The organism is Mesorhizobium sp. ORM8.1 (assembly GCF_053005525.2).
Genome location: NZ_CM132600.1, coordinates 1873160 through 1885920 on the forward strand (window position 1 = coordinate 1873160; position 12761 = coordinate 1885920).

The window sequence follows — 12761 nt, forward strand, 5'->3', positions numbered from 1 at the left end:
GCTGGCGCCGGGGCGCCGGTAAAATCGATCAGTGGCTCGGGTGCAGGGCGTCGTTCAGATACATGCAGGTCAGCACCGCGAACACGTAGGCCTGCAAGAAGGCGACCAGCAGTTCGAGCGCGGAGAGCGCAACCGCCATCGCAAGCGGCAGCACCGAGCCGGCAATGCCCAAGGCGCCAAACGCGCTGAGGCTGACGACAAAGCCTGAGAATACTTTCAGCGTGATGTGGCCGGCCAGCATGTTGGCGAAAAGACGAACCGAGAGGCTGACGGGACGCGAGACGAAGGAGATGATTTCGATCGCCACCACCAGCGGCAGAAGATAACCGGGCACGCCAGCCGGAACGAACAGCTTGAGGAAGCCGAAGCCGTGCTTGGCAAAGCCATAGACGATGACGGTGCCGATGACCAGGATCGCCAGAGTGAAGGTGACGATGATGTGGCTGGTGACGGTGAAGAAATAAGGGAACAGGCCGATCAGGTTGGCGACCAGCACGAACATGAACAGCGAGAACACCAGCGGGAAGAACTGCATGCCCTGCTTGCCGGCGGCATCGCGCAGCATGTTGCCGACGAACTCGTAGGCCATTTCGGAAACCGACTGCAGGCGGCCGGGGATCAGGGCGCGGCTGGCGGTGCTCATGTAGAGGAAGGCGGACGCGAGGATGACCGTCACGACCATGAACAGCGCGGAATTGGTGAAGGAGATGTCGTAGCCGCCAATATGCAGCGGGATGATCGGATGGATCTGGAACTGGTGGATCGGATCGACCTTGTCAGCAGCAGCCACTTTAAATCCCCGTCAAAGCCACAATCGGCTTCACTTCTCTAAACCCGCGCCAGAATGGCGCCACTTCATTGCTTCGGTTCGCGAGGCTTGCCGTCCTGTCCGAACTGCGCCACCTGCCCCGACGAACGCAGGACGTTGAGCACGCCCGCGCCAAAACCCAACAACAAACCGACGATCAGCCCAAATGGCGCTGTTCCCGCCAGCCGGTCGACAAACCAGCCTAAGCCGACACCAACCACCACTCCGGCGATGAACTCGCTGGACAGCTTCAGTGCCTGACCGTAACCGGTCGCGGCGTTGGCTTCGCCTTTCCCCTCAGGCCGGTCCGGCCGCCTCGTCGCAAGCGATGCTTCGAGACTGCGCCGGCGGCGCTCAAGTTCGTCGTCGCGGATGGTGGCGTCTGGCTGCCTGCCGCGGCCGGTTTCTCCGGTTCCGTCTGGCCCGGTTTTGTCGGCCATCGCAACCCCCCTGCCCGGGCAGACGATTGCCGTCCGTCCGCTTCTAAAGTCGCCGGCAACATAGTTAGAGGGTCCGCGCCCGTCAAGCCACGGACCGAACTTCAGAGCGATGTATTTTCGCCAGTAAAATCAACGGCTTATGGAGGTGCGACATCGTGCCCTTCACGCCCGCGTGAGGACTCGGTGCGAATCCGTGCGCGAAGGCGCGCCGATCGGCATGGAGGAAGGGCCGCGTGGAGCAGTGCCGAAGAGGTCGCTTAGTGGTTCGGTTCGAACCACCCGAGCGGCTCGAGTGGAGCCGCTTGAACGGCTCGAGTGGAGCCGCTTAAACGGCTCAGCTCCAGCCGCCGCCATAGGTGCGGTAGAAGATGTGCAGGCCGATTCTGGTCATCTTGTGCATGGCGCGCGCCCAACCCGGATGGACGTAATTGGCGTAGTAATGCGTCGACGAGCCGACTTCGGGAATGAATATCTTGCCGGCCGTCACCGCCATGGCGACATCCTGCGCGGTCTTGTAGGAAGCCTGTTCGGTGATGGTCTTCTTCCTGCCGTCGCAGGCGAAGGAGAACTGGCAGCGGTTGAACCAGTCGTCGTTCTGGTAGACGACGCCGCAGATGGTCTTCGGATAGGCGGGGTTGCGGACGCGGTTGAGGATCACCTGCGCAACCGCGGCCTGGCCGCGCACAGGCTCGCTGCGCGCCTCGAAATAGATGCCCTTGGCGAGGCAGGCCTGTTCGGGCTTGGAAAAGACGCTCGCCGGCAGCGGGTTCTGCAGCCAGGCATGGTCGCCCTTGCCCATCGGCGGGATGAAGCGGCCGTTGTTCGGCTCCTCGTCCTGCAACAGGGCTTCGAAGGGTGATGCCTTGGCGTAATCGGGCGCCGCCTGGGCATAGGCGGTGGCGAGGATATCCGGCTTGTCGTTGTTGATCAGCGCGACAAGGGCCGCCGGCACATCGGGATCCGGCTTCTTGTCCTCGCGCAGATGGAAGGCCTGGGCGATCTGGACTTCCTTGCCCCTGATGCCCGGCTTGGCGAAGGTGAGCTTGAGATCGCTGTCCATGCTTGGCTGGATCAGCGAGGAGGAGCGCTCGAAGATCGAGCCGGCGCTGAAATTTTTCGGCGGCGTGACCGGCGATATCTGCACCAGGCGCCCCTTCTTGTCGGCGCGCACGACGCGGTCCTCGTCAGGCGTTACGCCGACGGCGCTGCCCTTGCCGCGAAAGGCGACGGTGCCGACGCCCGGCAAATTCATGCCCGAGCCGGAGAGCGAGCCGGTGGTGGTGGAATCGACGAACGGCATTTCGGCCGCATGCACCGAGCCGGCGGCCGATTTCTCGATATAAGCGTTCCAGCGGGCGTTGGGCGTTTCCAGCCCGGACACCAGGCTCGCCATGTCCTGATAGGCGACGACCGAGGGGAAGCCGACCCAGATGCCGAGCCCCAGAACCAATGGTGGAAGGAAGGAACGTTTTCTCGCAACGGCGGCGACGGCGGCAAGCCGCATTGAAACGCGTCGATGCACTGAACTCTCCAGAACGCTACTGACCCCGGAGAGCCAAAGTGAAGCATTAACCTTGATGCGGGGTTAACGACATCGATCGTGTTCTTTTCAAGTTGGCGGCGAGCCGACCTCTCGTTTCTGCAAAAGAATCGGCGAAAAGTTCAGGCCTGCCGCAGGAAGATTGGCCAGGCGATCGCCGCGCAGGCAGCAGCGGCCAGCCACACGCCGTGCCACGCAAAGAGCACCAGAAGCCACGGAATGGCGATCGGCACCAGGCAGAAGCCGATGAAGACGAAGCTGTTGGCGAGGCTGAGCGCGGTGCCGACATGGCCGGCGCCGGCAAGCGTGGCGAGCTCGGTGTAGGCGACGCCATGCCAGGCCGAGACGGAAATGCCGGCGACGACCACCATGAAAGGCAACGCCACCATCAAAGCCGGTTGGCTGCCGGCTGCCAGCACCAGCAGCCACAGAATCGCAAAGGCCAAGGCGCTCAGCGCGCTGCAGAGCCTGAGGAAGGGCCGGCGGTTGCCGTGACGATCGGTGAAACGGCCGCTCCAGACGCGCATCGTCATGGCGCCGGCCTGCACAACGCCAAGCGTGGCGCTGGTCACCCAGGTGCCCATGCCGGCGAAGTCGTGCAGGAAGACCGAGGCGAAGGTCAGCACGGCGACCTGCGGGAAGCAGAGCAGGCCTATCGCGATCGAGATCCGCCAGACTTCGATGTTGCGCAGCGGCGCCGGGCCGCTGACGGTCGCAGCGGCGGCACCGCTGCCTTCGGCAGGCGGCTCATGCAGCCAGCGCCAGGCAAAGAAGGCAGCGATGGTGGAGACGGCCGCCAGCAGGCCGAAGACAGCGGCAAAGCCGAAGTTTTGGGCAAGCGAGGGCAGGACCAGCGCGCCAAGGCCGCCGCCGAGCGGCACCGCCGTCTGCCTGATGCTCATGGCAAAGCCGCGCTCGCCTTCGCGGAACCAGCCCATGATGGCGCGGCCGCTGGAACCGTTGACGCTGCCGCCGAGCAGGCCGGCGACGAGCAGGCTTGCCGAAAGCAGCGTGACGCCTGGAACGGCTAGTTTTGTCGGCACGACGAGGATCGCCATGATGAAGAGCCACGCCGCAGTCGCGCCGAGCCCGGTCAGAAGCACGCGACGGTCGCCCCAGCGATCGGTGAGCGCGCCCCAGGGCAGTTCGCTGAGCGCAACGCCGAGGCCAAGGAGACCAAGCGCCAGCCCAAGCGAGGCGTTGTCGAGGTGATAGCCCTGGCGCATCACCACGGCGGTGGCCGGAATGCCGGAGAAAGTGGCGGAGAAGCCGGCATTGGCGGCAACGCCGATGCCCAGCACCTTCCAGCGGTGATTTGGCCCGAAGCTCCGATGAACAGATGCGGCCGCTGGAAGCGGCAGGCATTCGCTAGGCGTAATATTGGCGGGCGTAATATGGGCGGGCGTAACAATGGCAGACATGATTGAATTCCCGTGATGCCGGTCGAGCGGCTTGACGGGCAGGATGTAGCGCCATAGCTTTATCCATAAAATCAGGAAGTTTTTGATCAATAATCCTGAAAATCAGGATGGTACTATGCGCCGCGTTACATTCGATCTCGATGTCTTGAGGACTTTCGTCACCGGCATGGAGCTGGGCAGCTTCGCCAAGGCGGCCGAACGGCTTGGACGCTCGACATCGGCCGTTAGCGCGCAGTTGAAGAAGCTCGAGGAACAGGCCGCGACGCCGATCTTCCGCAAGGCGGGGCGCGGCCTGGCGCTGACCGAGGCCGGCGAGACGATGCTCGGCTATGCGCGACGGTTGATCGAGCTCAATGACGAGGCTGCCTCGGCCATTCGCGGCATCGAGTTGGAAGGCTGGGTGCGGCTTGGCCTGCAGGAGGATTTCGGCGAGGCCGTGCTGCCCGACGTGCTCGGCCGGTTTGCCCGCGCTCATCCGAAGGTGCGCATCGAGGCGCGGATCGGGCGCAGCCACGACCTTGTCGAGCGTATCCTGTCGGGGAGCCTCGATATCGCGCTCGCCTGGCACGATGGCGCGACGCTGCCTTACAGCCGTCCTGTCGCCGACGTGCAGATGCGCTGGATCGGTCCGGCCAAACCCTTGGACGTGCGGTTAGGCGAAGGCGAGGTCTTGTCGATGGTGGCGCTCGACGCGCCTTGCCTGCTCAGAACCGTGGCGACGGAGACGCTCGACCGCGCCGGCATCGCCTGGCGCATGGCCTTTTCCAGTCCAAGCCTCGGCGGCATCTGGGCGGCGGTGGCCGCCGGCCTCGGCCTGACCATCCGCACCGATATCGGCCTGCCCGCCAATGTCAGGGCGATCGTGCCGGGAACGCTGGATCTGCCGGCCTTGCCGAAGATGGCGCTGCATCTGCACCAGAGGGATGCCGAGCTCGATCCGGTGGCGGCGCGGCTGGCGGAGATCCTGCTGCAGGCGGCGGTGGAGACGCTGCCGGAGGGATCGAGACCAGGTGAAGGGCTGCGAGAGGTCGCTTAGCTCAGCGCTTCTTCGCCCGACCCGCGAAAGGATTGTCCGAGGTGCGCAGCGCGATGCGGATCGGCACCCCCGGCATGTCGAAGGCCTCTCGCAGGCTGTTCGACAGGTAGCGGACATAGGATTGCGGCATGGCGTCCGGCCGCGAGCACTGGACGACAAAACCCGGCGGGCGGGTCTTGGCCTGGGTAACATATTTGACCTTGAGCCGGCGGCCGGCAACGGCGGGCGGCGGATGATGCGCCAATATGCTTTCCAGCCAGCGGTTGAGCTTGCCGGTCGACACACGGCTGTTCCACACCTTGTGGGTCTTGATGACGGCGTCCATCAGCTTGTCGAGGCCGCGTCCGGTTTCGGCCGAGACGGTGACGGCCTGGATGCCGCGCACCTGCGGCAAAAGCCGCCCGGTCTTTTCGCGCAGCTCGGCGAGCAATTCCTGCGGGTTGTCGATCAGATCCCATTTGTTGAACGCGATCACCGGCGCCCTGCCCTCGCGGATGATCAGATCGGCGATCTGCAGGTCCTGCTTCTCGAAGGGGATGGTGGCGTCGAGCACGATGATGACGATCTCGGCGAAGCGGATGGCGCGCAGGCCGTCCTGCACCGACATCACTTCCAGCTTTTCGTGAATCCTGGCCTTGCGGCGCATGCCGGCGGTGTCGAACAGCTTGACCCGGCGGCCGCGCCAATCCCAGTCGACGGAAATCGAATCGCGGGTGATGCCGGCTTCCGGGCCGGTCAGCAGCCGCTCCTCGCCGATCAGCGCATTGATCAGCGTCGACTTGCCGGCGTTGGGACGGCCGACGACGGCGATGCGCATCGGCTTGGTGTCGTCATAGGTGGCTTCAGCATCCGGATCGGCGATGTCCTCGCCGATCAGCACTTCGCTGGCGGCGATCTCGTCGGCCTCGTCCTCTTCCTCGCCGAAGGCACGTTCCTCGCCAAGTGCGGCGATCACCGCGTCGCGCAGATCGGGCATGCCCTGGCCGTGCTCGGCCGAGACCGGGATCGGCTCGCCCAGGCCCAGTTCCCAGGCCTCGAGCATGCCGCCCTGGGCGCCCTTGGCCTCGGCCTTGTTGGCGACCAGCACCACCGGCTTGCCGGACTTGCGCACGATCTCGGCAAAGGTGCGGTCGTCGGGCAACAGGCCCGACTTTGCATCGATGGTGAAGAAGATAAGATCCGCCTCGCGGATGGCGATCTCGGTCTGCTGGCGCATGCGGCCGGGCAGCGTCGAGGCCGCGGCATCCTCGAAACCGGCGGTGTCGATGACGTCGAAATGCAGGTCGTAGAGTTTTGCCGCATGGACGCGGCGGTCGCGTGTCACGCCCGGCGTGTCGTCGACAAGCGCCAGCTTTCTTCCGACCAGCCGATTGAAAAGAGTCGATTTGCCGACGTTAGGCCGGCCGATGATGGCGACTTTGAACGACATCGGGGGTCACGACGCGTTGCCCGACCCACGGATCAGTTCGGACATAAGCTGCGCGCGCTGGCGCACATTGCGCGGGGCGCCGTCATCCGAAGAGATCTGGTCGAACAATTTGAGAGCATCCTGCGATTTGCCGTCCTTCCAGGCGGCGAGGCCAAGCGCCTCGCGTGCCGAATGGCGCAGCGGATTGGTGTCGGCTGTGAGCGCCTCGACGCGGCTGGAGACATCGGCGAAGGAGCCGTGATCGACAAGCAGCAGCGCCGCCCTCAGCCGCGCGATGTCGCGGATGCCGGTCGGAATGGCCGTGTCGGCCGCGACCGCGTCGAAATCCTTGACCGCGCCGTCGACGTCGCCCTTGTCGGCCTTGACGGTCGCGGCACGCATGCGGGCAAGCAGCGGATAGGCGCCGTAGCCGTCCTTTTCCAGCTGATCGAGCGCGGCGATCGCCTCGTCACTCTTGCCGTCATTGGCGAGCTTGAGCGCCGCCGAGAAAGCGTCGCCCGAGCGGTTGGCGCGGGTCTCGTCCCAATAGCGGTAGCCGACGACGGCGGCTGTGCCGAGCACAACCAGGATCGCCAGACCGAGCAGAGCCGGGCCGAAACGGTCCCACAGCTTCTGCGCCTGCTCGCGACGCATCTCGTCGTTGACTTCGCGAATAAAACTATCGTCCGACATCAATCAAAACCATTGCTGCCCCGGGTGGGGCGCTTCTTGAGCCCGCGTTTTAGCGAATATTTGTCCGCATGGAAGGGGGCGGGCCGGAAAATCGGCGGGACAAGCCAATGGAACCTCTGGGGGAACCTCCGGGCTTGCCGGACCTCATCGGCGCCACATTTGGGCGATAGCCGGCTTCCAACCGGCCGGAAACGGTCCTGCCAGAAGGTTGCCCATGCTTCGTTCGTGCCGTGTCCTTGGGTTCAGTCTCGCCTCGCTTGCCGCCACCAGTGCGGCCTTCGCCGATCCGCCCAAAGCGGCGGCGGCTGCGCCAAAGCCCAAACAGATCGTGCTGATTTCCTTCGACGCGGCACGCGAGATCTCGCAATGGCAGCGCAGTCGGGCGCTGGCAAAGCGCACCGGCGCGCATTTCACCTATTTCCTGTCCTGCGTCTTCCTGCTTTCGCCAGACACGCGCTCACAGTACTCTGGACCCGGCAGGGCCGCCGGCAAATCCAATGTCGGCTTCGCCGCCTCCAGGCAGGACGTGGCCGACCGGCTGGAGCAGGTCAGGCTGGCGGCCGCCGAGGGCCACGACATCGGCAGCCATGCCTGCGGCCACTTCGACGGCAAAGACTGGAGCAAGGCCGATTGGCTGGCCGAGTTTGCCTCCGTCCGGCGCATCTTCGAAAACGCCTATGCCATCAACGGCATCCCGGAGCCGGCCGGCTGGCACGATTTCGCGCACCATGCGCTGGTCGGGTTCCGCGCGCCCTATCTGTCGACCAACAACGCACTTTACGAGGCGCTGCCGGAGGCCGGTTTCCAGTATGACGCCAGCGGCGTCTCGAAAGGCCCTGCCCTGCCGCCGACCGTGAACGGCACAATGCGCTTTGCCCTGCCGCTTGTTCCGGAAGGACCGAAGGCCAAGCCGGTGGTCGCCATGGATTACAATCTCTATGTCCGCCATTCCGGTGCCACCGAAAAACCGGCCCAGGCTGTCGAATTCACCGAGCGCGCCTACCAGACATTCCGCGCCGCTTTCGACGCTCAGTACAATGGCAAGCGGCTGCCGCTGGAGCTCGGCTTCCATTTCACGCTGATGAATGACGGCGCCTACTGGAACGCGCTGGAGCGCCTCGCCGGCGAGGTTTGCGTCAAGACGGATGTCGAGTGCATCAGTTTTCGCGATTATGCCGCGCGGCAAGGTGCCGGCACGGCGCAGACGGCGGTGGGCGGCTGAGCCGCCGACCGAATTCCGCTCCTACCCTCAAGCAGGATCGGGCTCTTTTGCCTGGCGCTCAATAAAGCGGCGGTCGATACTGGGTAGTTCCCCACCTTCCAAAGTCGCTTCAAAGGCTCGAAGACGTTTGTAGATCGAGATTAGCACCACGACGTCAGACCACGATCTTACCAGATATTGAAATGACGTTCGAACCTGATCAAAAGAATTGAGAATCTGATTGAACACCCCAAACGTGATTTTTCCGGAAACCATTGTCGGAACGAGAACAAAATAAGGAAATATGTTATCGATCTGCAGATAAAATATTCTGGCTATGTTAAAATACACATAGTGGAAATACAGCCTGAAGTAATTCTTCCTAACATTTCCAAATAATTGTTGAATGGTCGGGGGTGACGCACGATTTTCATCATCCTCGCCAAAAACCAGCTCTTTACGATAGGACGCCTCCACGCGTTGATTGCGAAATTCCAGCCCAGGAAGTTTGATACCAACCAACCAAAGAAACATTGTTCCGAAAATCGACCACAGAATGGCGACCACGACAAGCGAATGCGGCACTTCACCAACAATTGGCAGCTCTGTAACGCTGGTTGAAAGAACCAACAAAATAGGCAAAAAGGCGATTAGCGTCATGATGGAACTGACTAGATTTACACCCAGCCCCTCCACCATCGTTGAAAATCTCATCGTATCGTCCTGGACACGCTGTGATGCTCCCTCAATGTGGCGCAGACGATCCCAATTACTCATGTAGTAGTCATTCATCGCGGTGCGCCACCTGAATACCCAATGGCTAACAAAAAACCTATTGAGGGATCCAATTGTCACCGCCATGAGCGCGACCCAAAGAATCGTCAGAAGCTGGCTGTAAAAATCCCAGGGCGTCGTGGAGAAGGGCTTTGCCAGAGCTTTCTGGATCAAGTCGTAGAATGGCCCATACCAAGTATTGAATGCTACATCCACTTGAACAAGATAATATGTTACAAAAAGGATCAGTGAAGATCCCAATATCGACCAGTTTTGCCAAGGATGAGGGCTGTACAAAGACCAAAATAGATAAAAGGATAGTACGACGACCGCGTAATACATGTAAAACCAGATAAAAGACTTAGACCAAAACACAGCGACGCCTACGATCGTATTAGCGGCAGGCGGCAGTCCGAAGACGGCACCCAACTGCTCACCTCCAAAAAACCAGAACAAAACCGCCGCAAGGCTCCAGACTGCGGCCGAGGTGAAAAATAGCTTCGGCTGCGGGAAGAAGGATACGAACACTGTGGGGGTTCCTCGAATCGATGCGCAAATCAGCTGACAACAGCGGGCATAAAGTCACACATTAGGGGGAAAGAAAATGCCTGCGCGCCCGATGCCCTGCAGAGAGCAAGGCCGCAAATCATGGCGATTTTGGCGCAGCCGACCAGGCGATGAAACCGGACACCAGCAGAGCGGCCGCAGCCATGACCGAGGCAAGGGTATAATTGCCCGAAGCCTGGGCGAGCAGGCCGGCGGCGATCGGGCCGACGATCTGGCCAAGGCCGAAGGCCGCCGTCATCACCGCGAAGATGCGGCGCGGCGCTTGCGGCGCCAACTGCCTCGCCGCCTGCAGGCCGAGCGCGGTGATGGCGATGAACGTGCCGCCGAGCAGGACGCCGGCTATCAGCGGCCCGGCGGATCCTTTGACGACGACGCTGGCCGTGACGCCAACCACTTCGATCAGGCAACTCAAGGCGTAAGCGCCATAGAGTCCTATCCTGACGGCGAGCTTTTGCCACAGCCAGGTCGATGGAAAGCCGGCAAGCCCGGTGACCATCCAGACGCTTGCCTCGAAGACATGGCTGCCGCCGCCCTGGCGGACGATGGCGACGAGGAAGGTCGCGGTCACCACATAGCCGAAGCCGAACAGGCCGTAGGCGACGATCATCTTCACCAGGGACGTGTCTCGCGGCAGCGACGGTTCGTGGCCGGCGACGCCGTTGGCCGTGGTGGCCGAGCCGGCAAGCAGCGCGACGACGAGCAGCCCCGCCAGCGAAATGACGCCCGACCACAGCCAGCCGGCCGACCAGCCGGCATGCTCGGTGACGAGGATGGCAAGCAGCGCCGAGGATGCCGCAATGCCGAGGCCAACGCCGCCGAAATGCAGCGCCTGCAGGTCGCCGCGCCCGCCGGCGGCCAGGTGGCTGAAGACGATCGACGACATGAACACCATGACGAAGGCGCTGGCGAGACCAGCGAGGAAGCGGATGATGAGAAAGGCTACCATCGTCTCGTTGAGGCCCATCAGGCCGGCCAGCAGGGCGCTGGCGGCGAGGCTTGAAAACATCAGCAGGCGTTCGCGGCCATGCGCCCAGCCGCCGGCCGCGGCCAAGGCGCCGACGAGGTAGCCGAGATAATTGGCCGACGCGATCCAGCCGGCATCGGCCGGGGTCAGATGCAGTTCCTCCATCATACCGGGCAGGATCGGCGTGTAGACGAAGCGGCCGATGCCCATGGCAACGGCAAGCGCTGCCATACCGGCAAAGGCGAGACGCAAGGGAGATGGCGAGGCGGCGTTCATCGCGGCGCAAAATAGACGCGCCGAGGGAGGAGACAATGCGCTTATGTTGGGCCAGTCTGACGATCGTGGAAAGATCGCCTGCACCGGATTGGCGCCAAAATCTTCCACTCGGCGCCGCCCCTCATCCGCCCTTCGGGCCACCTTCTCCCCGTGAACGGGGAGAAGGCAAAGTCGCAGCGCTGGCGCCTAGCCCTTTCTCCCCGTCACTATACGGGGAGAAATGCCCGGCAGGGCAATGAGGGGCAGCGCTGACGACAGCGGGCTGTACACCATGGTTGCAGCGCCTCGCCTCCCGGTGAGCGTCACTTCCCAAGAGCGATCTTCAGCAATTCGCCGTTTCGTGCGCTGTCCGATATGCCGTCAAGCGAAACGGCATGTCGCCGAGCTCGCGCTCGGACATCGTATCAAGAACCGGATGCGACAGCGGGTCGACGACCCAGCGGACAATGTCGTTGTCGTGAGGTTGCCCTGCCCCGGCGCCAGAAAGTCCCTTCAGGAAGGATAAAATCTTCATCGGACGTGCCTCCAAGGCCTGATCCTTCTGTCGCTAAAATCCGCCTTTCCTCGCGCGGTTTCAATTGAGATTTCGGTCCGGCCAGTTTAGAAAAACTGAATGGCTATGTTGAACCGCGTCCATCTCAACGGCTTGCGCGCCGTGGAAACCGTCGCCCGGCTGGGATCGCTGGCGGCAGCGGCGGCCGAGCTCAATGTCTCGGTCAGCGCCGTCAGCCAGCAAGTCAAGCGCACGGAAAGCCAGCTCGGCCAGGCGCTGTTCGAACGCACGCCGTCCGGTCTGGTGCCGACGGAATTCGGCCTGGCTTTCACCCAGCGGCTGAGCGACGGTTTTCGCGAGCTTGCGCAAGCGGTGGCGCTGGTCGACGAGGCGAACCAATGCACGCTGGTGGTTTCGGTGGCGCCGGCCTTCGCCTCGAAATGGCTGCTGCCGCGGCTGTCGCGACATTTTTCCCGGCATCCAAATGTGCTCCTGCGTATCGACGCTTCCGTCAGGATCGCCGATCTCGACCATTCCGACATCGACATCGCCATCCGGCTGGGCGATGGCACATGGCCCGGCGGCCGGGCCGAGCTGCTGCTGGCGCAGGAAGTCTTCCCGGTCTGCGCGCCGTCGATCGCGGCCAAGCTGCATTCGATCGAGGACCTGGCGCAGACCTGCGCCATCACCGACGAGCGGGCGATGATCAATTGGGACAGCTGGTTCAAGGCAGCCGGCGTCAAGCCCGTCACCTTCCAGAAAGGCGCCCGCTTCACCGACCCGATGCTTTGCCTGGAATCGGCGATCGCCGGCCACGGCGTGATGCTGGCCTGGCAATTGTTGACCGCCGATGCGTTGGCCGACGGCAGGCTGATCGCGCCCTTCGGCGTACGGGCGCAAAGCGGGCTCGGCTACTGGCTGGTGACCTCGGCCACAAAGAGCGAAAGCCGCAAGGTGCGCGACTTCAAGGCGTGGATCCGCGAGGAGATCGAGATGACGATGGCGCAGTTCCAGGCGTTCGACAGCGCCGCTTGAGCCCATTTTGAGCATGATCTATTCCGAACCGAAGGTCAGCGCAGCAAAAACCGCTGCACACTTTTCGGGATCATGCTCGGGCCCAGTCGTTGACTGTGGAAAGGC

The 12761-nt window shown here is 62.9% G+C and carries 12 protein-coding genes; 3 read left to right on the forward strand and 9 right to left on the reverse strand.

Annotation, left to right across the window (positions count from 1 at the left end; genetic code table 11):
- Positions 1-28: 28 nt before the first annotated feature.
- The 4 genes from ACVDG8_RS09865 to ACVDG8_RS09880 form a co-directional block, all read right to left on the reverse strand.
- The gene (locus tag ACVDG8_RS09865) at positions 29-790 is read right to left on the reverse strand and encodes a F0F1 ATP synthase subunit A (RefSeq protein WP_447254537.1); all 762 of its coding nucleotides are present in this window, start codon (positions 788-790) and stop codon (positions 29-31) included.
- A gap of 65 nt (positions 791-855) precedes the next feature.
- Positions 856-1248 carry an AtpZ/AtpI family protein gene (locus ACVDG8_RS09870; RefSeq protein ID WP_447254538.1) on the reverse strand — a complete coding sequence of 131 codons (393 nt, stop codon included), beginning with the start codon at positions 1246-1248 and terminating at the stop codon, positions 856-858.
- A 334-nt stretch (positions 1249-1582) separates the two neighbouring features.
- Positions 1583-2770 (reverse strand): cell wall hydrolase, encoded by a 1188-nt coding sequence (locus ACVDG8_RS09875; protein ID WP_447254539.1) that lies wholly within the window; start codon positions 2768-2770, stop codon positions 1583-1585.
- A gap of 140 nt (positions 2771-2910) precedes the next feature.
- Complete coding sequence (locus ACVDG8_RS09880; RefSeq protein WP_447254540.1) at positions 2911-4209, reverse strand: MFS transporter; 1299 nt, start codon at positions 4207-4209, stop codon at positions 2911-2913.
- A gap of 115 nt (positions 4210-4324) precedes the next feature.
- Here ACVDG8_RS09880 and ACVDG8_RS09885 point away from each other — a divergent pair, with 115 nt between their 5' ends.
- The gene (locus ACVDG8_RS09885) at positions 4325-5245 is read left to right on the forward strand and encodes a LysR substrate-binding domain-containing protein (RefSeq protein ID WP_447254541.1); all 921 of its coding nucleotides are present in this window, start codon (positions 4325-4327) and stop codon (positions 5243-5245) included.
- Between the two features lies 1 nt (position 5246).
- Here the strand turns inward: ACVDG8_RS09885 and der are convergent, their stop codons facing one another.
- Together der and ACVDG8_RS09895 are read right to left on the reverse strand one after the other, a co-directional pair.
- Complete coding sequence (der, locus tag ACVDG8_RS09890) at positions 5247-6674, reverse strand: ribosome biogenesis GTPase Der (protein WP_447254542.1); 1428 nt, start codon at positions 6672-6674, stop codon at positions 5247-5249.
- A gap of 6 nt (positions 6675-6680) precedes the next feature.
- Positions 6681-7346, reverse strand: coding sequence for a tetratricopeptide repeat protein (locus tag ACVDG8_RS09895; protein ID WP_447254543.1), 666 nt, complete (start codon positions 7344-7346; stop codon positions 6681-6683).
- 214 nt (positions 7347-7560) lie between these two features.
- Between ACVDG8_RS09895 and ACVDG8_RS09900 the strand changes: the two genes are divergently transcribed.
- On the forward strand, positions 7561-8568 hold the full coding sequence (locus ACVDG8_RS09900) for a polysaccharide deacetylase family protein (protein WP_447254544.1): 1008 nt from the start codon (positions 7561-7563) through the stop codon (positions 8566-8568).
- Positions 8569-8595: 27 nt separating this feature from the next.
- On the opposite strand, the gene sbmA is transcribed toward ACVDG8_RS09900, so the two are convergent.
- The 3 genes from sbmA to ACVDG8_RS09915 all read right to left on the reverse strand — a co-directional run bounded on the left by sbmA (position 8596) and on the right by ACVDG8_RS09915 (position 11642).
- Positions 8596-9849, reverse strand: a complete 1254-nt coding sequence (sbmA, locus tag ACVDG8_RS09905; protein WP_447254545.1) for a peptide antibiotic transporter SbmA — start codon at positions 9847-9849, stop codon at positions 8596-8598.
- A gap of 118 nt (positions 9850-9967) precedes the next feature.
- Positions 9968-11083, reverse strand: a complete 1116-nt coding sequence (locus ACVDG8_RS09910) for a YbfB/YjiJ family MFS transporter (RefSeq protein ID WP_455707820.1) — start codon at positions 11081-11083, stop codon at positions 9968-9970.
- Positions 11084-11450: 367 nt separating this feature from the next.
- Positions 11451-11642, reverse strand: a complete 192-nt coding sequence (locus tag ACVDG8_RS09915; RefSeq protein WP_447257290.1) for a hypothetical protein — start codon at positions 11640-11642, stop codon at positions 11451-11453.
- 99 nt (positions 11643-11741) lie between these two features.
- On the opposite strand from ACVDG8_RS09915, the gene ACVDG8_RS09920 reads away from it, so the two are divergent.
- On the forward strand, positions 11742-12656 hold the full coding sequence (locus tag ACVDG8_RS09920; protein ID WP_447254547.1) for a LysR substrate-binding domain-containing protein: 915 nt from the start codon (positions 11742-11744) through the stop codon (positions 12654-12656).
- The last annotated feature ends 105 nt before the right edge of the window (positions 12657-12761 follow it).